General features: G+C 65.2%; 26 protein-coding genes and 1 pseudogene. 21 read left to right on the top strand and 6 right to left on the bottom strand.

What is annotated here, in order from left to right:
* The first annotated feature begins 156 nt into the window (after nt 1-156).
* From ACLQI9_RS04095 to ACLQI9_RS04080, 4 genes are read left to right on the top strand one after another with little or no spacing between them, the layout of a single operon-like run.
* On the top strand, nt 157-771 hold the full coding sequence (locus ACLQI9_RS04095) for a TetR/AcrR family transcriptional regulator (protein WP_442378360.1): 615 nt from the start codon (nt 157-159) through the stop codon (nt 769-771).
* The gene (locus tag ACLQI9_RS04090) at nt 768-1901 is read left to right on the top strand and encodes an alpha/beta hydrolase (RefSeq protein ID WP_442378357.1); all 1134 of its coding nucleotides are present in this window, start codon (nt 768-770) and stop codon (nt 1899-1901) included. The genes ACLQI9_RS04095 and ACLQI9_RS04090 overlap by 4 nt, the downstream gene beginning before the upstream one ends.
* Nucleotides 1877-2860 carry a 2-hydroxyacid dehydrogenase gene (locus ACLQI9_RS04085; protein WP_442391123.1) on the top strand — a complete coding sequence of 328 codons (984 nt, stop codon included), beginning with the start codon at nt 1877-1879 and terminating at the stop codon, nt 2858-2860. The genes ACLQI9_RS04090 and ACLQI9_RS04085 overlap by 25 nt, the downstream gene beginning before the upstream one ends.
* Nucleotides 2861-2893: 33 nt before the next feature.
* Nucleotides 2894-5101, top strand: coding sequence for an acyl-CoA dehydrogenase (locus ACLQI9_RS04080; protein WP_442391121.1), 2208 nt, complete (start codon nt 2894-2896; stop codon nt 5099-5101).
* 155 nt (nt 5102-5256) lie between these two features.
* Here the strand turns inward: ACLQI9_RS04080 and ACLQI9_RS04075 are convergent, their stop codons facing one another.
* A complete protein-coding gene (locus ACLQI9_RS04075) occupies nt 5257-5475 on the bottom strand; it encodes a hypothetical protein (RefSeq protein ID WP_442391119.1) in 219 nt (72 codons plus the stop codon).
* A gap of 628 nt (nt 5476-6103) precedes the next feature.
* Here ACLQI9_RS04075 and ACLQI9_RS04070 point away from each other — a divergent pair.
* Nucleotides 6104-6412, top strand: a complete 309-nt coding sequence (locus ACLQI9_RS04070) for a hypothetical protein (protein WP_442391117.1) — start codon at nt 6104-6106, stop codon at nt 6410-6412.
* Between the two features lie 36 nt (nt 6413-6448).
* Entirely contained in the window at nt 6449-6958 is a 510-nt protein-coding gene (locus ACLQI9_RS04065) for a DinB family protein (protein WP_442382115.1), read from the top strand.
* A gap of 8 nt (nt 6959-6966) precedes the next feature.
* On the opposite strand, the gene fadD2 is transcribed toward ACLQI9_RS04065, so the two are convergent.
* Complete coding sequence (gene fadD2 / locus ACLQI9_RS04060; RefSeq protein ID WP_442382116.1) at nt 6967-8646, bottom strand: long-chain-fatty-acid--CoA ligase FadD2; 1680 nt, start codon at nt 8644-8646, stop codon at nt 6967-6969.
* A 67-nt stretch (nt 8647-8713) separates the two neighbouring features.
* On the opposite strand from fadD2, the gene ACLQI9_RS04055 reads away from it, so the two are divergent.
* The 8 genes and pseudogenes from ACLQI9_RS04055 to ACLQI9_RS04020 all read left to right on the top strand — a co-directional run bounded on the left by ACLQI9_RS04055 (nt 8714) and on the right by ACLQI9_RS04020 (nt 15622).
* Entirely contained in the window at nt 8714-9946 is a 1233-nt protein-coding gene (locus ACLQI9_RS04055) for a DNA polymerase domain-containing protein (protein ID WP_442382119.1), read from the top strand.
* Between the two features lie 50 nt (nt 9947-9996).
* A complete protein-coding gene (locus ACLQI9_RS04050; protein WP_442382117.1) occupies nt 9997-10581 on the top strand; it encodes an acyl-CoA-like ligand-binding transcription factor in 585 nt (194 codons plus the stop codon).
* A 22-nt stretch (nt 10582-10603) separates the two neighbouring features.
* Nucleotides 10604-11590: an ABC transporter substrate-binding protein gene (locus ACLQI9_RS04045; protein WP_442391115.1), complete on the top strand. Its 987-nt coding sequence runs from the start codon at nt 10604-10606 to the stop codon at nt 11588-11590.
* 100 nt (nt 11591-11690) lie between these two features.
* Nucleotides 11691-12335 carry a 5-oxoprolinase subunit B family protein gene (locus tag ACLQI9_RS04040; RefSeq protein WP_442391113.1) on the top strand — a complete coding sequence of 215 codons (645 nt, stop codon included), beginning with the start codon at nt 11691-11693 and terminating at the stop codon, nt 12333-12335.
* A 36-nt stretch (nt 12336-12371) separates the two neighbouring features.
* Nucleotides 12372-13277 (top strand): annotated as a pseudogene (locus ACLQI9_RS04035) (5-oxoprolinase/urea amidolyase family protein).
* Between the two features lie 21 nt (nt 13278-13298).
* Nucleotides 13299-13844 carry a GNAT family N-acetyltransferase gene (locus ACLQI9_RS04030; RefSeq protein WP_442376290.1) on the top strand — a complete coding sequence of 182 codons (546 nt, stop codon included), beginning with the start codon at nt 13299-13301 and terminating at the stop codon, nt 13842-13844.
* A gap of 56 nt (nt 13845-13900) precedes the next feature.
* A complete protein-coding gene (locus ACLQI9_RS04025; protein WP_442376292.1) occupies nt 13901-15052 on the top strand; it encodes a uroporphyrinogen-III synthase in 1152 nt (383 codons plus the stop codon).
* Nucleotides 15053-15172: 120 nt separating this feature from the next.
* The gene (locus tag ACLQI9_RS04020; protein WP_442391111.1) at nt 15173-15622 is read left to right on the top strand and encodes an Hsp20/alpha crystallin family protein; all 450 of its coding nucleotides are present in this window, start codon (nt 15173-15175) and stop codon (nt 15620-15622) included.
* Between the two features lie 68 nt (nt 15623-15690).
* On the opposite strand, the gene ACLQI9_RS04015 is transcribed toward ACLQI9_RS04020, so the two are convergent.
* A complete protein-coding gene (locus ACLQI9_RS04015; protein WP_442376296.1) occupies nt 15691-16209 on the bottom strand; it encodes a DUF302 domain-containing protein in 519 nt (172 codons plus the stop codon).
* A 231-nt stretch (nt 16210-16440) separates the two neighbouring features.
* On the opposite strand from ACLQI9_RS04015, the gene ACLQI9_RS04010 reads away from it, so the two are divergent.
* A complete protein-coding gene (locus tag ACLQI9_RS04010) occupies nt 16441-17646 on the top strand; it encodes an IS110 family transposase (RefSeq protein WP_442391133.1) in 1206 nt (401 codons plus the stop codon).
* Nucleotides 17647-17704: 58 nt separating this feature from the next.
* Here ACLQI9_RS04010 and ACLQI9_RS04005 read toward each other — a convergent pair whose 3' ends face one another.
* The gene (locus tag ACLQI9_RS04005; protein WP_442376297.1) at nt 17705-18466 is read right to left on the bottom strand and encodes an isocitrate lyase/PEP mutase family protein; all 762 of its coding nucleotides are present in this window, start codon (nt 18464-18466) and stop codon (nt 17705-17707) included.
* 107 nt (nt 18467-18573) lie between these two features.
* Between ACLQI9_RS04005 and ACLQI9_RS04000 the strand changes: the two genes are divergently transcribed.
* From ACLQI9_RS04000 to ACLQI9_RS03980, 5 genes are all read left to right on the top strand, one after another.
* Nucleotides 18574-18870, top strand: coding sequence for a hypothetical protein (locus ACLQI9_RS04000; protein WP_442376299.1), 297 nt, complete (start codon nt 18574-18576; stop codon nt 18868-18870).
* A gap of 75 nt (nt 18871-18945) precedes the next feature.
* Nucleotides 18946-19773: a hypothetical protein gene (locus ACLQI9_RS03995; RefSeq protein ID WP_442376301.1), complete on the top strand. Its 828-nt coding sequence runs from the start codon at nt 18946-18948 to the stop codon at nt 19771-19773.
* 40 nt (nt 19774-19813) lie between these two features.
* Nucleotides 19814-21730, top strand: coding sequence for a fumarate reductase/succinate dehydrogenase flavoprotein subunit (locus ACLQI9_RS03990; RefSeq protein ID WP_442376303.1), 1917 nt, complete (start codon nt 19814-19816; stop codon nt 21728-21730).
* On the top strand, nt 21730-22476 hold the full coding sequence (locus tag ACLQI9_RS03985; protein WP_442376305.1) for a succinate dehydrogenase/fumarate reductase iron-sulfur subunit: 747 nt from the start codon (nt 21730-21732) through the stop codon (nt 22474-22476). Before ACLQI9_RS03990 ends, ACLQI9_RS03985 begins: the two co-directional genes overlap by 1 nt.
* A gap of 74 nt (nt 22477-22550) precedes the next feature.
* The gene (locus tag ACLQI9_RS03980; RefSeq protein ID WP_442376307.1) at nt 22551-22712 is read left to right on the top strand and encodes a hypothetical protein; all 162 of its coding nucleotides are present in this window, start codon (nt 22551-22553) and stop codon (nt 22710-22712) included.
* Here ACLQI9_RS03980 and ACLQI9_RS03975 read toward each other — a convergent pair.
* Both ACLQI9_RS03975 and ACLQI9_RS03970 read right to left on the bottom strand, forming a co-directional pair.
* Nucleotides 22709-23197 (bottom strand): flavin reductase family protein, encoded by a 489-nt coding sequence (locus ACLQI9_RS03975; RefSeq protein WP_442376308.1) that lies wholly within the window; start codon nt 23195-23197, stop codon nt 22709-22711. The genes ACLQI9_RS03980 and ACLQI9_RS03975 overlap by 4 nt on opposite strands.
* A 42-nt stretch (nt 23198-23239) precedes the next feature.
* A complete protein-coding gene (locus tag ACLQI9_RS03970) occupies nt 23240-24235 on the bottom strand; it encodes an isopenicillin N synthase family dioxygenase (protein WP_442391131.1) in 996 nt (331 codons plus the stop codon).
* Nucleotides 24236-24444: 209 nt separating this feature from the next.
* Between ACLQI9_RS03970 and ACLQI9_RS03965 the strand changes: the two genes are divergently transcribed.
* On the top strand, nt 24445-26114 hold a 1670-nt coding region (locus ACLQI9_RS03965; protein WP_442391109.1), incomplete at its 3' end, for an acyl-CoA dehydrogenase.

Below are 26114 nucleotides of genomic sequence, written 5' to 3'. Positions count from 1 at the left end.
CTGGTTACGTGGCGGAGATCCGAATCTGAACCTAACATCAGATTCAGTTCCGTTCCAGCGAATGCGACGTTGCCGCGATCACGGCGATCCCACGGTCACGACGAAGGAGGCGCGCCGGTGTCAACCGTGTCCGAGCAGCCGACCCAGCGTACTCGATTGCCGACGAACCGCGGCCGCCGAACGCAGGCCGCGATCGACGCCGCCGCTCGGACAGTCATTGCCCGCAAAGGCATCCTGGCCACCACCATCGCCGATATCGCCGCGGAAGCGGGCCGGTCGACCGCGTCGTTCTACAACTACTACGACTCCAAAGAGGCAATGGTCCGCGAGTGGGCGCTGCGGTTCCGTGACGAGGTCAACCAGCGGGCGCTGCCGGTTATCCGGCATGGCCTATCCGATCGCGAGCGAGCGCAGCAGGCCGCGGCGGCGCATTGGCACACCTATCGAAACCGGTTGGCGGAGATGATCAGCGTGTCACAGCTGGCGATGATCAACGACGACTTCGCGCAGTACTGGGTCGACATTTGCGCAATCCCGACCTCTTTCATCACCGAAATGGTGCGGCGCGCCCAAGCGCAAGGCTATTGCGCGGGTGATGACCCACAGTTGATCGCCGTGGCGATCGTGGCGATGCTGAACCAGTTCTGTTATCTCCAACTCGCCGGTACCGGGTCGAGCCCGGCCGCCGCCCCCGACGATCAGGCCTGCATCAACACGTTGGCGAACATCTTCTACCGTGCCATCTATTACAAGGAGGTCCGCCCGAGGTGACTCGCACCGCCGGCACGCCCGGGGTTATCCGCGAATTCATCGGACTGCCATCGCCGACTGCCCGACGCGCCGGTGCGGGCGGACACCCTTGCCAGGGGCTGTATCACCGGGGCGTCGGACGCAAGCCGAAGGTCGCGATGATCGCCGCGCACTACCAGATCGACTTCTCTGAGCACTATCTCGCCGATTACATGGCGACCCGCGGCATCGGATTTCTGGGCTGGAACACCCGGTTCCGCGGTTTTGAGAGCAGCTTTTTGCTCGACCATGCGCTGGTCGACATCGGCATCGGTGTGCGCTGGCTGCACGAAACGCAAGCAGTGGAAACGATTGTACTGCTGGGTAATTCCGGAGGTGGATCATTGATGGCCGCCTACCAGGCGCAGGCGGTCGAGTCGCACGTGACGCCGCTGGCGGGTATGCGGCCCGCGGCCGGGCTGGCCGACCTGCCGCCGGCCGACGGCTATGTGGCCAGCGCGGCCCACCCGGGCCGGCCGGACGTGTTGACCGCCTGGATGGACGGCGCCGTCGTCGACGAGAACGACCCGATCGCCACCGATCCCGACCTCGACCTGTTCAACGAACGCAACGGGCCGCCGTACTCGTCGGAGTTCCTCACCCGTTACCGGTCAGCTCAGGTGGCGCGCAACAACGCGATCACCGACTGGGCCGAAAAAGAATTGAAACGTGTTCGGGCAGCGGGCTTTTCGGATCGCCCATTCACCGTGATGCGGACGTGGGCCGATCCCCGCATGGTCGATCCAACCCTCGAGCCGACCAAACGCCAGCCGAATATGTGTTATGCCGGCCTCCCGGCCAAGGCCAACCGTTCTGCGCACGGCATCGCCGCGGCCTGCACGCTGCGAAGCTGGCTGACCATGTGGAGCCTGCGGACCGCCCAGACCCGGGCCGAGCCGCATCTGGCCCGGATCACCTGCCCGGCCCTGGTGATCAACGCCGAGGCCGACACCGGTGTGTTTCCCTCGGATGCCCAACGCATCCATGACGCGCTGGCCAGCAGTGACAAATCGCAGTGCGCCATCAACACCGACCACTACTTCACCACACCGGGGGCACGCAGCGAGCAGGCGGACACCATCGCCAAATGGATTGCCAAGCGGTGGCGCTAAGGGTCCTCGCCCATTTCGTTGCCGGACCTAAGGTGCTGGATTTCCTAGCGCCGGAAGCCGATTGGCTTGCCATCCGTTGGTGCGCCGACGACGACACTCCTGATTCACAAGCCGCGTTCTATCGGGAATTGCCCGACGCCGAAGTGATATGGCATGTGCTGCGGCCGCTTTCGGCCGCCGACCTATTGCGCGCGACTCGACTGCGGCTGGTACACAAGTTCGGCGCCGGGGTCAACACCATCGACGTCGAGACGGCCACCCAACGCGGCATCGCCGTCGCCAACATGCCCGGCGCTAACGCGCCGTCGGTGGCCGAGGGAACGGTGCTGCTGATGTTGGCCGCACTGCGCCGCCTGCCGGCGCTGGACCGGGCCACCCGCGAGGGCCGTGGCTGGCCGTCCGATCCGCGGTTGGGCGAGACCGTGCGCGATATCGGCGCCTGCACTGTCGGGCTGGTCGGCTACGGCAATGTCGCCAAACAGGTCGCGGGCATCGTCGCCGCGATGGGCGCCACGGTGCTGCATACCAGCACCCGCGATGACGGGCTGCCCGGCTGGCGGCCGCTGCCGGAGCTGCTGGCCGGCAGCGATATCGTTTCGCTGCACCTGCCGTTGACAGCTGACACTCATGGGCTGCTGGGCCGCGACGCGCTGGCCGGCATGAAGCCCGATGCGGTGCTGATCAACACCTCACGCGGCCCGATTGTCGACGAAGGCGCCCTGGTCGACGCGCTGCGCGGCGGTCGGTTGGCCGCCGCCGGCCTGGATGTCTTCGACGTCGAACCGGTGCCGCCGGACAACCCGCTGCTGCGCTTGGACAACGTCGTGCTCACACCGCACGTCACCTGGTACACCGTCGACACCATGCGGCGGTATCTGGTCGAGGCCGTCGCGAACTGCCGCCGGCTGCGAGACGGGCAGCAGCTAGCCCATGTGGTCAACCAACCCACCGGTTATTAGATTGAGGGGATCGAGCCCAACGGAAGGCGACCAATGCCGATCGCGATAACTCCTGAGCATCAAGACCTAGCCGATTCGGTGCGGTCCCTGGTGGCGCGGGTGGCGCCATCGGAGGTCTTGCACGCCGCGCTGGAAACACCGGTCAACAACCCACCGCCGTACTGGCAAGCGGCGGCCGAACAAGGCTTGCAGGGCGTGCACTTGGCCGAATCCGTTGGCGGGCAGGGTTTCGGCATTCTCGAGCTCGCCGTGACGCTGGCCGAGTTCGGCTACGGCGCGGTACCCGGCCCGTTCGTGCCGTCGGCGATCGCCAGTGCACTGATCTCGGCACACGACCCGGAGGCCAAGGTGCTGATGGACCTGGCTTCCGGGTCGGCGATCGCCGCTTACGCGCTGGATTCCGGGCTGACCGCCACGCGGCACGGCGCAGGAGAAGACGCGCTGGTGATCCGCGGTGAAGTCCGTGCGGTGCCGGCGGCGGGTGAGGCATCGCTGCTGGTGCTGCCGGTGGCGATCGACAGCGGCGAAGAGTGGGTCGTGCTGCGCGCCGATCAACCCGAGATCGAGCCGGTCAAGAGCGTCGACCCGCTGCGGCCCATCGCGCATGTGCGCGCCAACGCCGTCGAGGTCGGTGACGATGCGGTGCTGAGCAACCTCAGCGTGGTCGCCGCGCACGCGCTGATATCCACGCTGCTGTCGGCCGAGGCCGTCGGCGTCGCGCGGTGGGCCACCGACACGGCGGCGGAATACGCCAAGATCCGTGAACAGTTCGGCAGGCCGATCGGTCAGTTCCAGGCGATCAAGCACCGGTGCGCCGAGATGATCGCCGACACCGAGCGCGCCACCGCAGCCGTGTGGGACGCGGCCCGCGCCGTCGACGAGGCCCGCGAAAATCATTGGGATATCGGGGATTCCGCGGTCGAGTTCGCTGCGGCGGTGGCGGCGACATTGGCGCCGGCGGCCGCGCAGCGCTGCACGCAGGATTGCATCCAGGTGCACGGCGGTATCGGATACACCTGGGAACACGACACAAACGTCTACTACCGTCGCGCGTTGATCCTGGCCGCCAGCTTCGGCCGTAAATCCGAGTACCCGCAGCGGGTGGTCGATACCGCGACCGGCACGGGGATGCGCGAGCTCAACATCGACCTCGATCCCGACACCGAGAAACTGCGGGCGGACATTCGTGCCGAGGTCGCCGGGCTCAAGGCGATACCCCGCGAAGAACGCGCGACCGCCATCGCCGAGGGTGGATGGGTACTGCCGTATCTGCCCAAGCCCTGGGGGCGGGCGGCCAATCCCGTCGAGCAGATCATCATCGCCCAGGAGTTCACCACCGGGCGGGTAAGGCGGCCGACGATCGGCATCGCGGCGTGGATCGTGCCGTCGATCGTGGCCTTCGGTAGCGACGAGCAGAAACAACGTTTCCTGCCGCCGACGTTCCGCGGCGAAATGATCTGGTGCCAGCTGTTTTCCGAGCCGGGTGCCGGATCCGACCTGGCCGGCCTGAGCACCAAGGCGACTAAGACCGACGGCGGCTGGCGCATCACCGGACAGAAGATCTGGACCACCGCGGCACAGTTCTCCCAGTGGGGGGCGCTGCTGGCCAGGACGGACCCGAGCGCACCGAAGCACAACGGCATCACCTACTTCCTGCTGGACATGAGCAGCGAGGGCGTGGACGTGAAGCCGCTGCGCGAGCTCACCGGCGGCGCGATGTTCAACACCGTGTTCATCGATGACGTCTTCGTGCCGGACGAGCTGGTGCTCGGCGAGGTCAACCGGGGCTGGGAGGTCAGCCGCAACACGCTAACCGCCGAGCGGGTGTCGATCGGCGGCAGCGAGGCGCCGTTCTTGGCCAACCTCGACCAGTTCGTCGAGTTCATTCGCGACGGGCAGTTCGACCAGATCGCCCAAAACCGCGCCGGACAACTGATCGCCGAGGGCCACGCCGCCAAGGTGCTCAATATGCGCTCGACGCTGTTGACGTTGGCCGGCGGCGACGCGATGCCGTCAGCGGCAATCTCCAAGCTGCTGTCGATGCGCACCGCACAGGGCTACGCCGAGTTCGGGGTGTCCTCATTCGGGACGGACGCCGCGATCGGCGACCCCGACGAGCTGGCCGGGAAGTGGGCTGAGATCCTGCTGGCCAGCCGCGCTACCACCATCTACGGCGGCACGTCGGAGGTGCAGCTCAACATCATCGCCGAGCGGTTGCTCGGGCTGCCGCGCGACCCGTAGTCCCGCACACAAAAATCCACGCCGACCTGACTGTTGTCAGATCGGCGTGGATTCTTCTTCGGCGGGAGCGGCGACCCTATTTCCGTTTGGGAGAGGCTAGTCGCCATTCACCGGGCGGATCCGGCTCGCCCGCGCCTACCGCTCCTCCCCCAGGCCTAGAAGATGTGGAAGCCGCCGTTGGTGTGGTGGTGGTGGCCCCAAAACACGGGGGCGACGTGATACGGGCCACCCACGGTGGGCGCTGGTACTGCGGAGGCGGCGTTGGCCGCGGGCGTCGCGCCGAACAGCATTGCGCCGGCCACGGCGCCTGCGCCGATCGCACCAACTGCTAGGCGACGGGCCGAGGACATCGAAGTGGATAGTGAGATCGACATTTTGGTTGCTCCTTCGTCATCTGGGTCATCTGAGGGACTGACACCAAGAACGCTAAACCCCAATCCTTAGCAAACGCTAAATTAGTGCCTTAATAATGCTGAGAATATTGCGCATTACTCCAACCAGCTATTTCTGGTTTCTATGCCCACTCCGCTGGTGGCGTTCCATTCATGAATTACTGCATTCATGACCTCATGAGGCACGTCCGTACTGGCTTCAGTAGCTACGGATGTATCTATACTGCCTGCTTATAAGGGATTTACGCGTCTACTGATCTCCGTATCTCCGTGCTTCATTACGTAAGGATAATTATCAGTAATGTGCACACATTACTTTGCACGTCCGCTTCATTCACTACGAGATAGCGAACTATTTCGATTGCCGTTAACGACGCTGGCTGGCACGTTGTCTTCTATATGCAGCAATCACACTCTGACGTGTCGATATAAATCGATGCAATCGTCCCGACGATCGGCCCAGCCCGAATGAGTCGGGCCGCCGGCGCTGACCACGGCATCCGTTGCGCAGACACGGACAGCCAGGCACCGATGCGAGACTCCGCTTTAACGGACATACTTATGTCCTGATCTACTGAAAACTCACGCCAAGAGAAGGTCACCCAGCCGCATGGAACCCAGTTCCCCGTCGTTTCGAGCCAAGCCCCACGCCCGCGCGGACGCGGCGGCGCCGACCGAACGCCTGACCAACCTCCGACAGAAGCTCGACCAACCGTCCCGCGGCCAACGAACACGGCGAACCGTCGACCTGTCCCCCGCCACACACCGGGCCCTCGACATCTGGCAGCGAGAAGCCGCCGACCGACTCGGATTCGCCCGCGTCACCGGGCAAGAGGTCATTTGCGCGCTCATCGAGCTGCTTTTGACCGACCCGAAGCTTTCCGCCGAGGTGACCCGGAGTATCCGGGACCGGCGCTGATCCGGCGAACGAGCGGGCGGTGCTAGCTTCGCCGTCATGGCAGAAACGCAGCGTCCCAACCGCCGCGAGCAAGAACTGTCCGGCGAGCGCACCACGCTGGAGTCATTTCTTGACGACTATCGAGACATCGTGGTGCGCAAGGTTTCCGGTCTCTCCGATAGCGATGCGCGCCGCAGGCTCGTGGCGTCGTCGACAACCGTGGGCGGGCTGATCAAGCACCTGCGTTGGGCGGAATACGGCTGGTTCGATCAACTTCTGCAGGAACGAAACGACGACAACCGTCGCACGCACGATCGCTCCTGGGAGTTCGAGTTCCTGCCCGAGGAATCACTGCCAACACTGATAACCGACTATCAGACGCAGTGCGAGGAGTCCCGGCGGATCGCCGCGCGTTATCCCCTCGATCACGTGGTGCCGCATCGCCGATTCGGGACGGTATCGCTGCGCTGGATCTACGTGCACATGATCGAGGAGACCGCCCGGCACACCGGGCAAATCGACATCCTGCGCGAGCAACTCGACGGCGCAACCGGGTTCGACGGCTGAGCTAGTGGCTAGTCGACCTCGCGGTCACGCAACTCGCGTTTGAGGATCTTGCCGGTCGGGTTGCGCGGCAACTCGTCGAGGAAGATGACCTCGCGCGGCACCTTGTAGCGGGCCAGGTGGTCGCGGATGTAGTGCTTGACGGTGTCCTCGTCGAGGCTGGCGTCCTGCTTTTTCACCACGAAGGCGCGCAGCCGGTGGCCCCACTCCTTGTCCTCGACGCCGATCGCGGTGGCCTCCACCACGTCCGGATGCCCGGTGATCAGGTCCTCGACTTCGGCGGGGAAGACATTCTCGCCGCCGGAGACGATCATCTCGTCGTCACGGCCGCTGATATAGAGCAGGCCGTCGTCGTCGAAATACCCGACGTCGCCCGACGACAGCAGCCCGTCGATGATCTGTTTCCCGCCGCCGCCGGTGTAGCCCTCAAACGGGAACGTCGTGCCGACGAAGATCCGCCCAACCTCGCCCTTCGGCAGCTCGTTGCCATTCTCGTCGAAGATCTTGACCTTCACCCCCTTGACGACCGGCCCCACGGTCGAGGAATTGCGTTGCAGGTGCTTGGGCTCGGCGATGGTGGCGAATGCGATCTCCGTCGAGCCGTACATGTTGTAGACCACCGGGCCGATGTCCTTGAGCGCCCGTTCAGCCAGGTCGGCTCCGAGCGCCGAGCCGGAGACGAAGACGATCCGCAGGCTGGACAGATCGGGCTTATTCTCCAGCTGTTCCACCGCGGCGAGGATGCGCGACAGCATGACCGGGACGACCACAAGCGCCGTGGCCTTGTGCTTTTCGATGTCTTGCAGCACCAGCGTCGGCTTGAAGCGACGCCGCAGCACCAAGGTGGAGCCGAGGAACATCGCGATGGTGGCGTGCAGATAGCCCAGCGCGTGGAACATCGGCGACGGCAGGGAGGTCACCTCACCGGCCTTGAACGGAACATGCGAGAGAATGCCCCCGATCGGCGCCAGCGTCGGCGGGGTACTGCGGTTCGCGCCTTTCGGCGTGCCGGTGGTGCCGCTGGTCAAGATGATGATCGACGCGTGCTTGGTGGCCTTGGGTGCCGGCGATTTGCTGTTCCGGGCGACCAGGTCGGCCAACGTCTCGTCGGTGCTGCCCGACGGCTCGTCGCTGTCGGGGTTGGTGCCGAGGGCCCGCAGCTTGCCCAGTGGCGGATCGGCCTGGCTGACCGCCTGGGTGTATTCGTCGTCGTGAATGATCAGCTTGGCGCCCTCGCGTTCGGCGACCTCCTTGATCTGTGGACCGGAGAACTCGCTGTTGAGCAGGATGATGCGGGCACCGACCCGCGCGCAGCCGAAATTCGCGATGGAAAACCAGCGATGGTTGCGCGCCAGGATGGCCACCCCGTCGCCGCCGCGGACACCCTTGGCCAGCAGCCCGTGAGCCACGGCATTGGTGGCCTCGTCGAGTTCCTTGTACGTCAGAGAGCCATCGTCGTCGATGATCGCCGTGCGGTTGGGTGTGCGCCGCGCGTTGAGCGCAGGCAGCATGCCGATCTCGCCCCACTTCCGAATGTCGGCCGCCAGCGCGGCGTAGTTCAGCGGCGGCTCCAACCGGAACGCGCCGGATTCGATGATCTTGCGGAGGTAGTGCAGTTCGGCCACCCCACGCTCGGCATACTGCTGAAGCTTGGCTGCTGCCTGCCCAGGCAGATCGATGAGATTAGGCATGACTTCCACCCTATGTGACCCACGTCGCACCCAGGCCGGAAAATCCTCCCGAATTACCATCAACCCCATGGGGCCGGTGTCACTGGACGTGGGCGGACGCCAGGTCGACGTCACCCACCCGGACAAGGTCATCTTTCCCGGTCACGGTGCTCACAGCGGGCATGGCGGCCTTACCAAACTGGACCTGATCCGCTACTACCTGGCCGTCGCCGACGGTGCCCTGCGTGGCGTGGCCGGACGCCCGATGATCCTGAAACGCTTCGTCAAGGGCATCGAGCAGGAGGCCATTTTCCAGAAGCGAGCGCCCGCGAAACGGCCCGACTGGGTGGACGTCGCCGAGCTGCGCTACGCATCCGGGACCTCGGCCAAGGAGGCCGTCATCCATGACGCCGCCGGGCTGGCCTGGGCGATCAATCTGGGCTGCGTTGACCTCAATCCACATCCGGTGCTCGCCGACGATCTCGACCACCCGGACGAATTGCGCGTCGACTTGGACCCCATGCCCGGCGTGCAGTGGCGGCAGATTCTCGACGTCGCACTCATAGCCCGCGAGGTGCTGGAGGATCATGGGCTGACCGCTTGGCCGAAGACGTCCGGTTCGCGCGGCTTCCATATCTATGCGCGTATCGTGCCGGGCTGGTCGTTTCGGCAGGTGCGGCTGGCCGCCCAAACGGTGGCACGGGAAGTGGAACGACGCTCCCCCGACCTGGCGACCAGCCGCTGGTGGAAGGAAGAACGCGAGGGCGTCTTCGTCGACTTCAACCAGAACGCCAAAGACCGGACGGTCGCATCGGCCTATTCGGTGCGCGCCACGCCGGATGCGCGGGTATCGACGCCGCTGCATTGGGACGAGGTCGCCGACTGCGACCCGGCCTCGTTTACCATGACGACCGTGCCGGAGCGGTTCGCCGAGGTCGGCGATCCGTGGGCGGGCATCAACGACACCGCCGCCGGCCTCGAACGACTGCTCGCGCTGGCCGAGGAACTCGGTCCCGCCGAGAAAGCGCCGAAAGGCGCACGCCGCGGCGACAGCACGGCCCGGCGCCAGTCGGTGATGCCGCTCATCGAGATCGCCCGCACCAAGACCAAAGATGAGGCGATGGCCGCCCTGGACACCTGGCGTGACCGTTACCCCGCGGCGGCGGATCGTCTGCAGCCGGCCGACGTTCTGGTCGACGGGATGCGCGGACCGAGTTCTATCTGGTATCGGATTCGGATCAACCTTCAGCATGTGCCCGACGACCTGCGGCCGCCGCAGGAGGAGCTGATCGCCGACTACAGCCCATGGCCGACGCGTTGAAGCGTGCCACCTGCGCCCCATCTCGGCGAAGCGTGCGGGAGAATGACCTCATGCAGGCGATTGACCCAACCCTTGGTCTGCGGGAGCGCAAGAAGATCAGGACCCGCGAGACCATCAGGCAGGAGGCGTTTCGGCTGATCGAAGAAAACGGCTATGCCGCCACCACCGTCGAGCAGATCGCCGAGGCCGCCGAGGTTTCACCGAGTACCTTTTTCCGCTATTTCCCGACCAAGGAGTCGGTGTTGCTCGCCGACGACATGGACGCGCTGATCATGGACGCCTTGGCAGCCCAGCCGCCCGATCTCTCACCGGTGCATGCCCTCCGCCGCGCCTACCAGGTGACCATGGAAAACATGTCGGTGGACCAACAGGAGTTCGAGAACGCGCGGCAACGGCTGATGTTCTCGATACCCGAACTCAAGGCGGCCATGTACGACGAGTTATACCGCACCATCACTTCGATCGCCGAAGCGATCGGAGCCCGAATCGGCCGCGACGCTGACGATTTCGAGCTGCGCGTGTTCGCGGGCGCGCTGGCCGGCGCGATAATGGCTGCCTACGATCCCGGTCCGGGCGCGGCCGACACCGTCTACCGCGCCCTGGACTTCGTCGACGTCGGCATGCCGCTGACCTGAGCGAACGCTGTAGGCTCACGCGATGCCAGAGCAATGGAGTCGGCGCGGGTTTCTGCGCGCCGGCGCGGCTGCGGGGCTGCTCGTGGTCGCGGCTCCCCCGGCCTGCTCGTCGCACAAACCGGCGCCTAACGGCGCCGGCGGCAGCGAGTCGGTGACCATCTCGCACGTTTTCGGTGAGACGACCGTCCCCGAGCCGCCCAAGCGGGTGGTCAGTGCCGGCTTCACCGGGCAGGACGATCTGCTGGCCCTCGGAGTCGTGCCGATTGCGGTAACCAACTGGTTCGGCGACCAGCCGTTCGCGGTGTGGCCGTGGGCCCGAGAGAAACTCGGCAACGCCAAACCCGTTGTCTTGAACCTCGATAACGGAATCCAGGTTCAGCAGATTGCCGGTCTGAAACCCGACTTGATCGTCGCGACCGACGCCGGAGTCGACGAGGACACCTACCAGAAGCTGTCCGCGATCGCCCCGACGATTCCGCAGTCCGACGGCTACGCATTCTTCGAGCCGTGGAAGGATCAGGCGACGGCGATCGGCCGGGCGGTTTTTCAGCCTGACCAGATGAAATCCCTGATTAACGGTGTCGATCAGGCTTTCGCCGGCGTCGCGGATAAATATCCGCAGTTCAAAAACAAGACGGTGCTGCTGCTGCAGGGCAAGCTTCACCAAGACGACGTGGTCGCGACAATTGGTTGGGGCACCGAGTTTTTGACCCGGATGGGTCTGACCGTCGCCGACAGCATCAACCCGTTCGCGGTGGATCAGCTGCGTGCGTTTATTCCGCGCGACAAGATCAACCCGGTCCTTGGTGCCGCCGATCTGCTGATCTGGACGACTGACGACGAGAACGATCAAACGGCGCTGTTGGCCAACCCCGACGTGGCGGCGCTTCGGGAGCGCAGTGTGTTCACCACCAAGGACCAGGCCGGGGCGATCGCCTTCGCGTCGCCCCTGAGCTTCCCGCTGGTGGCCAGCCAGTTGCCTGCGCTGATCGCCAATATTCTGCATTAGTGCCGTGCCGGTCGCCGACCGCCTGAGGGTTGGCTAAGGCAGCTCTGGCAGTGCTCGAAAATCTGGTTTCGTTGCCCGGCCAACGGGTTACTGTCGAGTAATGAGCGTGGCGATGGATCTGGGTGTGGCCGACACCGTTCTCGACTACGGCGATCAGGCGGTGCTGCTGGAGTTCGACAGCACCGCTGACGTATTGGCATGGGCGGCGGCGTTACGTGAGGCCGCGCTGCCCGGTGTGCTTGACATCGTCCCAGCCTCCCGCACCGTGCTGCTGAAACTCGACGGCCCCCGCCACCAGAGCGCCGTCCGCCGTCGACTGCGCACATTGCGGGTGGCCCCCGACATGGTGGCCACCGCTCCGCCGGAAGAACCCACGGTGATCGACGTCGTCTACGACGGCGCCGACCTTGCCGAGGTGGCCGACCGTACCGGGCTGACCACCGCGCAAGTCATCAACGCCCACACGGCGACTCCCTGGCAAGTCGGATTCGGTGGATTCGCACCGGGTTTCGCATATCTGGTCGGCGGTGACCCGCGACTGGCCGTACCTCGGCGGTCGGAGCCGCGGTCCTCTGTCCCGGCCGGTGCGGTGGGCCTGGCCGGCGAATTCACCGGAATCTACCCACGTCGATCGCCCGGCGGATGGCAGCTGATCGGCCACACCGACCTGGTCCTGTGGGATATCGACCGTCCGAATCCGGCGCTGCTGACGCCGGGCATGTGGGTCCAGTTCCGAGCCGCGTAGCGGCAGGCGTGCGAAGAGCCTGAAAGGAGAGCTCCAATGACGACTCTGGAGATCTTGCGCACCGGACCGCTGGCCCTCGTCCAGGACCTCGGACGGGTGGGGCTGGCCCATATCGGCGTCACCCGATCGGGAGCGGCCGACCGGCGCTCTCACACGCTGGCCAACCGGCTGGTGGCCAACCCCGACGACCGGGCCACAATCGAGGTGACCTTCGGCGGATTCTCGGCGCGAGTCCGCGGCGGCGACGTCGACATCGCAGTGACTGGCGCCGACACCGGCCCGCGTGTCGGCGAAAACATGTTCGGCACCAACAGTATTCAGCATGTCCGCGACGGCGAGGTGATCTCGCTGGGCGCACCACACTCGGGTTTCGGAGCTACCTGGCGGTGCGTGGCGGCATCGACGTGACACCGGTGCTGGGTTCGCGAAGCTACGACGTGATGTCGGCGATCGGCCCGTTGCCGCTACAAAGCGGTGACGTCCTGCCCGTCGGCGAACACACCGACGAGTACCCGGAACTGGATCAGGCTCCGGTCGCGCCGATCTCCGAGCACCTGGTGGAACTACTGGCGGCGCCCGGGCCGCGAGACGACTGGCTGGTCGATCCCGACGCCCTCGTGCACACCATTTGGATGGCCTCTGACCGCAGCGACCGAGTGGGTATGCGCCTGGAGGGACGGCCATTGCGGTACCGTTCGCCCGATCGGGTATTGCCCAGCGAGGGAGCCCACCCGCGGTGCGATCCAGGTGCCGCCCAACGGCTTACCGGTGATCCTTGGTCCCGATCACCCCGTCACCGGCGGCTACCCGGTGGTCGGTGTGATCGCCGACGAAGACATTGACAAGGTCGCCCAGGTGCGGCCCGGGCAGTACGTGCGGCTGCACTGGTCGCGGCCCAGGGCTGCGACGGCTTCCGCTTCCGGTTCGGTGGCGGCGGGCTAGTCCACCTGGTAAACCAGCAGTGTGCGCACCCAGGTACACACCGCCCGCCTGGTTCACACCGCCGACCTCGAGAGCGACGCTCGGCAGCGCGCGTATGAAATGGTCAACGACGCGTTCGCCGGCGAGTTCACCGACACCGACTGGGACCACGCGCTGGGCGGGATGCATGCCCTGATCTGGCACCGCGGTGCGATCATCGCGCACGGAGCGGTCGTACAACGACGCCTGCTCTACCGCGGTGCCGCGTTGCGCTGCGGCTACGTCGAAGCCGTGGCGGTGCGCGAAGATTGGCGCGGTCAAGGGCTGGCAATCGCGATACTGAATGCGTGCGAGCAAGTCATCAGGGGCGGCTATCAGCTCGGCGCACTCAGCTCCTCGGACCGCGGGAGGCGGCTCTACACGTTGCGCGGTTGGCTGCCGTGGCGCGGACCGACGTCCGTCTTGGCGCCCGCCGGGTCTATGCGAACCCCCGACGACGACGGCTCGGTGTTCGTCTTGCCGATCGGGATCAGCCTGGACGCCACCGCGCCCTTGACGTGTGATTGGCGCGACGGGGACGTCTGGTAACGGTTCCGGCTAGTCCCGGTAATCCAGCCGAAATCTGCCTGGCATACATAATTCATATGGGTCACCCAGCCGCGCCGTCGCTCGCCGGCTACCGGGTGGCCGTTACCTGTGCACGGCGTTCTGACGAGCTCTGTGCGCTGCTGCGCCGCCACGGGGCCACCGTTGGCCGTGCGGCGGCGATCACCATGGTCCCGTTGCCCGACGACGACGAATTGCACCGCAACACAGAGGCTTTGATAGCCAGACCGCCCGATATCGTGATCGCGACGACCGGGGTAGGATTTCGCGGCTGGATCGCCGCCGCCGACGGATGGCAACTGGGCGGTCCATTGACCGCGGCGTTGTCCGGCGCTCGGATCATGGCTCGCGGAGCGAAGGCCACCGGCGCATTACGCGCTGCCGGCCTGCCAGAGGAGTGGTCCCCGAACACCGAATCATCGCGCGAGCTCATGCAATACCTGCGGCAATCCAGCATCGCCGGCTGTCGCATCGCAGTGCAGCTGCACGGCGCGACCGAGGATTGGGATCCGTTTCCGGAATTCCTCGACGAGCTGCGCTCCGCCGGATCCGAGGTCGTACCGATCCGGGTGTACCGGTGGAGACCGGTGCCAGCGGGCGGCGACTTCGACCAGCTGATCACCCAGATCGCCCAACGACAGTTCGACGCCGTGAGCTTCACCTCGGCGCCGGCGGTGGCGGCGACGCTGATGCGGGCCAGCGATCTCGGTATCTCCGACCAGCTGCTCAACGCGCTGCGCACAGATGTCCGGGCAATGTGCGTGGGCCCGGTCACCGCACAACCGTTGGCGCGCCTGGGGGTTCCGACGTCGTCACCGAAACGAACGCGATTGGCCGCGCTGGCCAGACATATCGCCGAGGAGCTGCCCGTGCTGCGGTCGCGCACGCTGCAGGCGGCCGGCCATCGTATCGAGATCCGCGGGTCCTACGCGGTGGTCGACGGCACGGTCCAGTCGCTGTCTCCAGCGGCGATGGCTATTCTGCGCGCATTGGCTCACCGTCCGGGCGTGGTGGTCGCCCGCAGGGAACTGCTGCGGACCCTGCCGGGCAGCGCCAGCGATCCTCACGCCGTGGATACCGCGGTGCTGCGACTACGAAAAGCATTGGGCGACAGGAATATTATCGTTACAGTAGTCAAACGCGGTTATCGGTTAGCGATCGACGAAAGCGCGGACGTGGCATTGATTTGATCCCGGTTGCACCCTGTTCGCTTACGGCGAACGTCCAAGTGGAACTTAAGCGTGGTCGACTCATGTTTGTAACGGTAGGCCGGCAAGGCGTCGGCAAGCACCAAGCACGAGGAGATACGAATGAGCAACCTGACCCTGTGGTCACGACCTGCGTGGGATGTCGACCGCTGGATGCGCGATTTCTTTGAACCGGCCCCCGCGACCAACTGGTTCAAGCCGGTAGCCGACGGGTTCAGCCCCGCCGCCGAGATCGTCAAGGACGGCGAGGACGCGGTAGTCCGCCTGGAGCTGCCCGGCGTGGACGTCGAGAAGGACGTCAACGTCGAGGTCGACCACGGCCGCCTGGTCATCCACGGTGAGCGCCGCGACGAAAGGGCCGGCGAAGACCCCGCGAAGGACGGGCGCACGCTGCGCGAGGTCCGCTACGGATCGTTCCGCCGGTCGTTCCGGCTGCCCGCGCACATCACCGGCGAGGCCATCTCGGCGTCGTACGACGCGGGCGTGCTGACCGTGCGGGTCACCGGTGCTTACGCCGGGACTCAGGCGCAGCGCATCGAAATCACGAAGTAGTACGCGAACTCCGCAACCAACTCGAATCCGGTGGGGCCCAACGGCTCCACCGGATTCGCGGGTTTAGATCAAGCGAACGCCTGCTCGGCGTCGATCCCGATGACACGCAGCAGGTTGACTACCTTACGATCAAGCCCCTCACCGACTTTGGTCACCTCGGCGATGCCGAGGCTGCCGAATGCCGCGCTGGGCTGGTCCATGGTGAAAACCGCATTGCCGTCGGAATCGCTGTAGACCAGCATCCGAAGCGGCGCGTACAACAGTGCCTTCGGGTCGTGGCGAAACATGGTCTCGGCGATGACGTGATTGCCGATCAGATACTCGATCGCCCGGGTGCGATGTCCGGCTAAGCTCAGCAACTCGGTCCCGCCGACCTTCGCGTAGACCATCAACTCGTTGGGCGCATTCTTGGCCACGGCGGCGCGGACGTCGTCCCAGTTGCCGCCCGCTGCGGCGATCCGCTCCATCGCCGCCCGGTCGAGCGGCGGCGCCGCTTGTTCCAACTTGGCCACGAACTCGTCAAACGCCACACCGGTAGCGATGTCGACGCGGGTCATGTTGTGCTGTTCACGGTGAAAACCGGTCATGATGCCTCCCTAAGTTGTTAGGTGTCTGGGGTTGGTGCCCTGGATGCCCAGGGCGGTGGGGTGTAGCTGATGATTTTCTGTTGTGTGCGTGGCTTCGAAGGAGTGGCTGCCCCGCCGTGCTGGACGCTCCGGCCACTGATTGAGATCTGATGCGAATCGTCGCTGTTTAGGGACCTGATGGCGGGGCTGTCCACGGGCTTGACCTGCAAAAACAGGAGAACAAGCGTGACGATGCGGCCACTGGTATGGGTCGGAATCGATGTTGGCAAAACCGTTCATCACGCGTGCGTGGTGGACGCAACGGGCAAGGTGTCCTGGTCGCAGCGGGTCGCCAACGAACAGCGCGCGATTGAGCTGCTGATCGAACGTGCCCGCAACACCGCCGAGGAGGTGCGGTGGGCGATCGATCTCACCAGTCCGTTGGCGTTGATGCTGATCACCGTGTTGTTGAATGCCGAGCAGATGGTGGTCTATGTGCCCGGCCGAATGGTCAGCACGATGACCGGCGCGTTTCGCGGTGAGGGCAAAACCGATGCCAAAGACGCCCGAGTCATCGCCGAAACTGCCCGACTGCGCAGCGATCTGAGCGAAGTGACGATACCCGACGAGCTGGTCCTGGAGTTGACTCAGCTGACTGGCTACCGGGCCGACCTGATGGCCGACTGGGTGCGCGGCATCAACCGGCTGCGCGCCCTGCTCGGCGCCATCTTCCCGGCCCTGGAAGCCGCATTCGACTACTCCGCCCGCACGCCGCTGATCCTGGTCGCCGGCCTGTGCACACCGGGTGAGATCCGCGCCGCCGGAATCGACGGTGTCAGCGCTCATCTCGTCGACAACAACGCGTGGCCCGCTGGTATCGCCAAGACCGCCGCCACCGCGGTGGCGGCGGCCAACGAGCAGGCCCTGGCGCTGCCCGGTGAGGCCGGCACCGCCGCCCTGGTCAAACGGCTGGCCCGCAAGCTGCTCGACCTCGACCATGAGATCAAAGACATCGACAAAACCATCACGGAACGCTTCCGCGACCACCCCTACGCCCGAATCATTGAATCGCTGCCCGGATTCGGACCCGGCCTCGGCGCCGAATTCCTCGTTGTTACCGGCGGGAGCCTGACCACCTTCGCCACCCCTGGACGACTGGCATCTTATGCCGGACTGGTGCCTGCGCCAAGGGATTCCGGCCGCATCACCGGCAACCTGCGTCGGCCGAAACGCTACAACCGACGGCTGCGCCGCGTGTTCTACATGGCCGCACTGTCGAGCATCCGCGCCGAGGGGCCCTCGCGGCAGTTCTACGACCGCAAACGCGCCGAACGACTCATCCATACCCAAGCGCTCCTAGCACTCGCCCGTCGCCTCGTCGACGTACTCTTTGCCCTGCTGCGCGATGGCAGGGAATTCAGCCCCCAAAGGCCAACGCCCACCACCGCGGCCGCTTGACATCCTCATTGAGACTCCTTCGGCTCGTTTAACGAACCGTCGCAGTCGAATAGTCCGGCTAGCCCCAGCGGGCCAGGATCTCCTTGGCCCGAGTCCCCAAGGCGGCCTGGAGGAACGGCCCGAAGCTGATCCGCCCGACGCCCAGCGGACCGAACGAAGCGGGATCGTCCTGATCGGGTAAGGCGATCGCATTGACAGGGAGCGGCAATTCAGAGGTCAAGCGCCGCAACGTCTCCGGATCGTGGCGGCCCACGGGATAGAGGACATCGGCACCGGCAGCGGCGGCCTGCTTCAAGCGCGCCACCGCCCGCTCGACGCGGTCCGAATCGTCACCTTCGTTGCGCAGGAAAAGGTCAGTGCGGGCGTTGATCACGACGTGCACCTCCGCCTCGTCGGCGGCGGCGCGCAGCGCACCGACCAGTTCGGCATGTTCGTCGGCCGAGCGCAGTCGCTTGCCCTCGCTGTGCACGGTGTCTTCGATGTTCAGCCCCACCGCGCCTGCCCCGAGTAGCCCGTCGATCAGCCGCGACGCCGGCAGCCCGTAGCCGGATTCGACGTCTACCGAGACCGGGACGTCCACCGCGGCGGTGATCTGCGCGACCCGGCTCAGCAAATCGTCGAACGACATGCCCTCGTTGTCGGGTTTGCCGATTGAGTCGGCGACGGGATGGCTGCCGACCGTCAGCGCGGCGAAACCGGCATCGGTGGCCAGTCGTGCCGACCAGGCATCCCACACCGTCGGCAGGATCACCGGATTGCCCGGCTGATGCAGCGCCAGTAGCGCCCTTGCCCGATCGGCCAATGCGCTGGGTCCCGGCATGGCTGCCTCCCGCTTCGCGAGCATGACCTGTGTCACGCCTTCGCTGTGTGCTGGATAGTATCGGGTGCCGTACTGTGATCCATAACACCTTTACCCAGGGAGATCCGTTGTCCAGCACTACTGAGCTCGCCGAACTTCACGAGCTCATCGGTGGACTGCGGCGGTGCGTGACGTCGTTGAGGTCGCGATACCGCGACACTCCGGCGATGCGTCGGGTGGTCAACGACGTCCAGCGGATCCTCAACGACGTCGAGTTGCTCGACATCGACGCCGGTGAGCTGGATCTGGCCCGCCACGCCGTGGATCAACCGGGTGAGAAAATCGTCATCCCCGACACCCAATATGACAGCGACTTTTGGCGCGACGTCGACGACGAGGGTGTCGGCGGTCACAGTCGTTCCTGATAGACCCCCCGCGAGGGGGCATGCGCTTCGCTGTGGGTACTCTCCGACGAGGCCACGCGAAGAGGATCACAGCACATGAGCGCACCTACAGCGAACCGTCCTGCGTCCGGTGTCTTTTCACCCACGCGCGCCCACATCCAGCAACGGACGCTACGCACCGATCGGTGGTGGCTGTCGCCGCTGCGAATCGACCTGGGATTCGCCGCATTTGTCATCTACGCGACGGCGCGCGCGTTCCAGCGGGAGTACTTCTTCGTCCCGAAGTATCACTACCTGACGCCGTTCTACTCGCCGTGCGTCAGCAAGGCCTGCGGTGAGGCCAGCGACTTCTGGCCGCAGATCTTGCCTAACCAGTGGTGGCTGCCGTTCGCGGCGCTGACGCTGCCGTTCCTGCTGCTGTTCCGGTTGACCTGCTACTACTATCGCGGCGCCTACTACCGCACGGTGTGGCAGTCGCCCACCGCCTGCGCGGTGGCCGAGCCTCGCGTTCACTACTCCGGCGAGACCAAATTCCCGCTGATCATCCAGAACACCCACCGCTATTTCTTCTACATCGCCGTCATCATCTCGGTGATCAACAGCTACGACGCAATCGTCGCGTTCCATTCCGATAACGGACCGGGTGGATTCGGCTTCGGCCTGGGCAACGTAATCATGGTCGGCAACGTCATCATGCTGTGGGTCTACACGCTGTCCTGCCATTCGTGCCGGCACGTCACCGGTGGGCGGCTCAAGCACTTCTCCAAACACCCTGTGCGGTACTGGATCTGGACCCAGGTCAGCCAACTCAACACTCGTCACAAGCTGTACGCGTGGATCACACTGGGCACTCTGATGCTCACCGACTTCTACATCGCGCTGGTGGCCAGCGGCGCCATCCCGGACCTGAGGTTTGTTGGCTGAGAAGCCTTTTCACGGATATCAGAAAGTTGAGTGAGGTTTCATGACTGAGGTCGAACGGCACGCCTACGACGTGGTCGTGATCGGTGCCGGGGGCGCAGGTTTGCGCGCCGTTATCGAGGCGCGGGAGCGCGGCCTCAAGGTTGCGGTGGTGTGCAAGTCGCTGTTCGGAAAGGCCCACACGGTGATGGCCGAGGGCGGCTGCGCCGCGGCGATGGGCAACACCAACCCGAAAGACAACTGGACGACCCACTTCGGCGACACCATGCGCGGTGGGAAGTTTCTGAACAACTGGCGGATGGCCGAACTGCACGCCAAAGAGGCCCCCGACCGGGTCTGGGAACTCGAGACCTACGGCGCGCTGTTCGACCGCCTTAAAGACGGCAAGATCAGCCAGCGAAACTTCGGTGGGCACACCTACCCCCGGCTCGCGCACGTCGGCGACCGCACCGGCCTGGAACTGATCCGCACCATGCAGCAGAAGATCGTCTCGCTGCAGCAGGAGGATCACGCCGAACTCGGCGACTACGAGGCGCGGATCAAGGTCTTCGCCGAGTGCACGATCACCGAGCTACTCAAAGACGGTGACGCGATCTCCGGCGCATTCGGCTACTGGCGCGAAAGCGGCCGGTTCATCGTGTTCGAGGCCCCGGCGGTGGTCATGGCCACCGGCGGCATCGGTAAGTCGTTCAAGGTGACCTCGAACTCCTGGGAGTACACCGGCGATGGCCATGCTTTGGCGCTGCGGGCCGGCGCGACGTTGATCAATATGGAGTTCGTCCAGTTCCACCCGACGGGGATGGTGTGGCCGCCCAGCGTGAAAGGCATTCTGGTCACCGAGGGTGTCCGCGGCGACGGCGGTGTGCTGAAGAACTCCGACCAAACCCGGTTCATGTTCGGCTACATCCCGCCGGTGTTCAAAGGCCAGTACGCCGAAACCGAGCAAGAGGCCGACCAGTGGCTCAAAGACAACGACTCGGCCCGTCGCACCCCGGACCTGCTGCCCCGCGATGAGGTCGCGCGCGCGATCAACTCCGAAGTCAAGGCCGGACGCGGCACTCCGCACGGCGGGGTGTACCTCGACATCGCCTCCCGGCTGACACCAGAGCAGATCAAGAAGCGGTTGCCGTCGATGTATCACCAGTTCATGGAGCTGGCCGGGGTCGACATCACCAAGGAGCCGATGGAAGTCGGGCCCACCTGTCACTACGTGATGGGCGGTATCGAGGTGGACGCCGACACCGGCGCCGCCACCGTTGCCGGGTTGTTCGCCGCCGGCGAGTGCTCCGGCGGCATGCACGGGTCGAACCGGCTGGGCGGCAACTCGCTGTCGGACCTGCTGGTGTTCGGCCGTCGGGCCGGCCTGGGCGCCGCCGACTACGTACGCGCGCTGAGCAGCCGTCCGAAGGTCGCCGACGACGCCGTCGACGAGGCGGCTAAACGGGCGCTGGCCCCGTTCGAGACACCGACCAACGGCTCCACCGCGGAGAACCCCTACACGTTGCATATAAAGCTGCAGCAGACGATGAACGACCTGGTGGGCATCATCCGCAAGGCAGACGAAATCACCGAGGCCCTCGCTCGGCTCGACAAGCTTCGCGAGCGATTCAAGAACATCCACGTCGAGGGCCACCGCCAGTACAACCCCGGCTGGAACCTGGCCATCGACCTGCGCAACCTGCTGCTGGTCAGCGAATGCGTCGCCAAGGCCGCGCTGGAGCGCACCGAGAGCCGGGGCGGCCACACCCGCGATGACCACCCATCGATGGACTCGTCGTGGCGCAAGGTGTTGCTGGTCTGCAAGGCTGTAAGCGGCGACGATGTGATCCCCGACATCTCGGTCACTCACGAAGACCAGGTGCCGATGCGGCCGGATCTACTGGAGGTGTTCGAGATCTCCGAGCTGGAGAAGTACTACACCGCCGAAGAGCTGGCCGACCACCCAGGACGGAGAGGCTGATGAGCTACAACGCGACCATGCGGGTATGGCGTGGCGATGAAGCCGGTGGTGAATTGCGGGACTTCACCGTGGAGGTCAACGAGGGCGAGGTGGTGCTTGACGTCATCCACCGTCTGCAACAAACGCAGACGCCCGACCTCGCGGTGCGGTGGAATTGCAAAGCAGGCAAATGCGGTTCGTGTTCAGCGGAGATCAACGGTAAGCCCCGGTTGATGTGCATGACGCGGATGTCGACCTTCGCCGAAGACGAAGTGGTTACCGTGACGCCAATCCGGACGTTCCCGGTGATCCGCGATCTGGTTACCGATGTCTCGTTCAACTACGAGAAGGCCCGTGAAATACCGTCATTCGCGCCGCCGAAGGATCTTCAGCCCGGCGAGTACCGGATGGCGCAGGAGGATGTGGAACGTTCCCAGGAGTTCCGCAAGTGCATCGAATGCTTCATGTGTCAAAACGTCTGCCACGTGATCCGTGACCACGAGGAGAACAAGCAGGCGTTTGCCGGCCCGCGTTACCTGATGCGAATCGCGGAGCTGGAAATGCATCCGCTGGACACGCTGGACCGGCGCAATCAGGCGCAGGAAGAGCATGGCCTCGGGTATTGCAACATCACCAAGTGCTGCACCGAGGTCTGCCCCGAACACATCAAGATCACCGACAACGCGTTGATTCCGATGAAGGAACGCGTCGCCGACCGCAAATACGATCCGGTGGTGTGGCTGGGCAACAAGCTGTTCCGTCGTTGACAAGCATCGGTGTTAGGCCACCGCTGATCCGGGTATCCAACGCCTAGCCACGTACAACCCGGAAGGCGGTGGACATGGCTAGAGGACAACCCGCCAGCATCAACGACATTCGAACGGCGATCCGCGAACTGTCGGTGCGCGCCCAACTCGCACGCAAGGAGGGGCGCAAACAGGACGCCGTGGAACTCGAGCGTCGCGTGCAGGCTTACCGCGACGAACTCGGCAAGCGTCCCTAGACGTCCAGCCGACGAAAAACGCTGCGGTGGAACACGATCGGCGCAACGTCCGCGTCGACTTGAACGTCGCTGACCCGCAGGACCACGATCGTGTGGTCTCCGGCCGGTATGAGTCGCTCGATCGCGCTTTCCAACCAGACGCTGGTGCCCTTGATGAACACCGCACCGCTGCTGTTGGACACCGTCTCCAAACCGGCGAATCGATCACCGGTCTTGGCGGCCAGGCTGCGGGCGGCTTCGTCGTGCGCCTCGCCCAGAACGCTGATACCCAGCGCGCGCAGCCTTTTCAGTTTCGGCCAGGTCGTCGAGGTGTTCTGCACGCAGAACGACACCAATGGCGGCTCCAACGACACCGGGACAAACGTGCTGGCGGCCAGCCCTTCGCGGACGCCGTCGACCTCGGCCGCGATGGCGATTACGCCGGACGGGAAATGACCGAAGGCCTCGCGCAGTGACGACGGGGTCAGCTTGTCAGCCGGATTCACCGGGGCCTCATTCGCATCGAGGAGGATTTGGTATTCCTGACCCTACTCGCCCGATGCGTAGCCGTGCGCGGCAGCGACGTCGGGGTGGGCCCGTAACCGGCTCTTCCACGCGTTGCGGCCGTAAACCGAGAAGATGGGGTCGGCCGGGTCCGCGCGCAGGCTCGCCCGCGCCGCCAGCTCCGGGGGCAGCGACAAGGTCGGGATCTGCGCGTCCAATCGCGGGTTGAAGAAGTAGGGCACCGAGATCCGATCCGCCGCATGACGCAGATTCACCCGGTGCTCGGTCGCCCGGAGGTAGCCGCCGGTCGCCAACTCCAGCAGCTCACCGATATTGACGATGAATGCCCCGTCACGGGCCGGGACGTCGATCCAGTCGCCGCCGTTCCGGCCCGGCCGCACCTGCAATCCCTGGCTGCCCGGCTCCGCGAGCAGCAGCGTGAGCACCCCCGCGTCTCGATGCGCACCCACGCCCTGCGAGCCGGCCGTAGTCGCCGGATAACGCACGATCTTGATCAGGGTGGCCGGCGTCTCGGCGAAGGCGGCGTCGAAAACGTTCGGCGGACTGCCCAGCGACGCCGCCCAATGCCGCAACAAGCCGCGGGCCACCGCGCTAAGCGCCGCGTCCCACTCGGCGACGATCGCTGGCAGCTCCGGCAACCCGGCCGGCCACTGGTTGGGACCCTGCAGGCACAGGTAATCAGGATTGCCCGGGCCGGCGGAGCGATCAGCGGGCTTGCGCTCCGGTCCGATGTCGATCTGCTCGCGCCAGTCCACCTCGCCGCCGGTCAGCTCGCCACCCAGCCGGGTATAGCCGCGGAAATGCGGGCTGCGCACCATCGCGATAGCGTCCTTCTCGGCCTGCGGCAGCGCGAACAATCGCCGCGCCGCCGCCAGCACCCGGCGAGTCAGCGCCGCGGGTACGTCATGGCCGATCAGGTAGAAGAAGCCGACTTCGTGGGCCACCTCGCGCAGGCGTTCCCTCAGTTGGCCAGCAGGGTGGCGTAGGTCCACTTCGGGCAGCGCGGTGACCGTCGACACAATTGCCACCTATCCATCATCACCGCAGGTGAACCGGTATGCCACCGTCGCGATCAGCAGGAACCCAACTAGTTGGTTAATTAGGCAATGAAATTTAGCTCACAGTCGGTTGCATCCGGTTACTGATGGGTATAGCTTTACGGTGTTACTGGTGGGTAACTTAGGCTTAGTATCCAACCATAAGTGGCGTTCTCATCGAGGAGGAACCAGTGAGCCACTACAAGAGCAACGTGCGCGACCAGGTATTCAACCTGTTTGAGGTCTTCGGCGTTGACAAGTCATTCGGCGAAGGCGCGTTTAGCGATCTGGACGCCGACACCGCCCGCGAGATGCTGACGGAGATGAGCCGGCTGGCCGAAGGCCCAGTCGCCGAGTCCTTTGTCGATGCGGACCGCAATCCCCCGGTCTTTGACCCGGAAACCCACTCCGTGACGCTGCCCGAAAGCTTCAAAGAGTCGGTGCGCGCGGTCATCGAAGCCGGTTGGGACAAGGTCGGCCTGGACGAGGCGTTGGGCGGCATGCCAATGCCCAAGGCGCTGTTGTGGGCGCTGCACGAGCACTTGCTCGGCGCCAACCCGGCGGTGTGGATGTACGCCGGCGGCGCCGGGTTCGCCCAGATCTTCCACCACCTGGGCACCGAAGAGCAGAAGAAGTGGGCCGAGGTTGCCGCCGAGCGTGGCTGGGGTTCGACGATGGTGCTCACCGAGCCGGACGCCGGCTCGGACGTCGGTGCCGGCCGGACCAAGGCGGTCAAGCAAGACGACGGCTCATGGCACATCGACGGCGTGAAGCGGTTCATCACCTCCGCCGACTCCGATGACCTGTTCGAGAACATCTTCCACCTGGTGCTGGCCCGCCCCGAGGGCGCCGGGCCGGGCACCAAGGGCCTGTCGTTGTTCTTCGTGCCCAAGGTGTTGTTCGACTTCGAGACCGGCGAGCTGGGCGAGCGCAACGGCGTGTTCGTCACCAACGTCGAGCACAAGATGGGCCTGAAGGTCTCGGCGACCTGTGAGCTGTCGTTCGGCCAGCACGGCGTGCCCGCCAAGGGCTGGCTGGTGGGCGAGGTGCACAACGGCATCGCGCAGATGTTCGAGGTCATCGAGCAGGCCCGCATGATGGTCGGCACCAAGGCGATCGCCACGCTGTCGACCGGCTACCTGAACGCACTCGAGTACGCCAAGTCCCGCGTCCAGGGTGCCGACCTGACCCAGATGACCGACAAGACCGCACCGCGGGTGACGATCGCGCATCACCCCGACGTGCGTCGGTCGCTGATGACCCAGAAGGCCTACGCCGAGGGTCTGCGCGCGCTGTACCTCTACACCGCGACGTTCCAGGACGCCGCGATCGCCGAGGCACTGCACGGCGTGGATGCCGACCTGGCCGTTAGGATCAACGACCTGCTGCTGCCGGTTGTTAAGGGCGTGGGCTCCGAGCAGGCCTACGCGAAGCTCACCGAGAGCCTGCAGACGTTCGGCGGGTCGGGCTTCCTGCAGGACTACCCGATCGAGCAGTACATCCGGGACGCCAAGATCGACTCCCTCTACGAGGGCACCACCGCCATCCAGGCGCAGGACTTCTTCTTCCGCAAGATCGTCCGCGACAAGGGTGCGGCGCTGGCCCACGTATCCGGTGAGATCCAGAAGTTCGTCGACAGCGAGTCCGGCAACGGCCGGCTGAAGTCCGAGCGCGAGCTGCTGGCCAAGGCCCTGGCCGACGTCCAGGCGATGGCGGCCACGCTGACCGGGTACCTGGTGGCGGCCCAGCAAGACGTCACCAGCCTGTACAAGGTGGGCCTCGGTTCGGTCCGCTTCCTGATCAGCGTCGGTGACCTGATCATCGGCTGGTTGCTGCAGCGTCAGGCCGCGGTTGCCGTGCA

It is taken from the genome of Mycobacterium sp. (assembly GCF_052143115.1).
Lineage (GTDB): Bacteria > Actinomycetota > Actinomycetes > Mycobacteriales > Mycobacteriaceae > Mycobacterium.
This window is presented reverse-complemented; position numbering and strand designations above follow the sequence as displayed.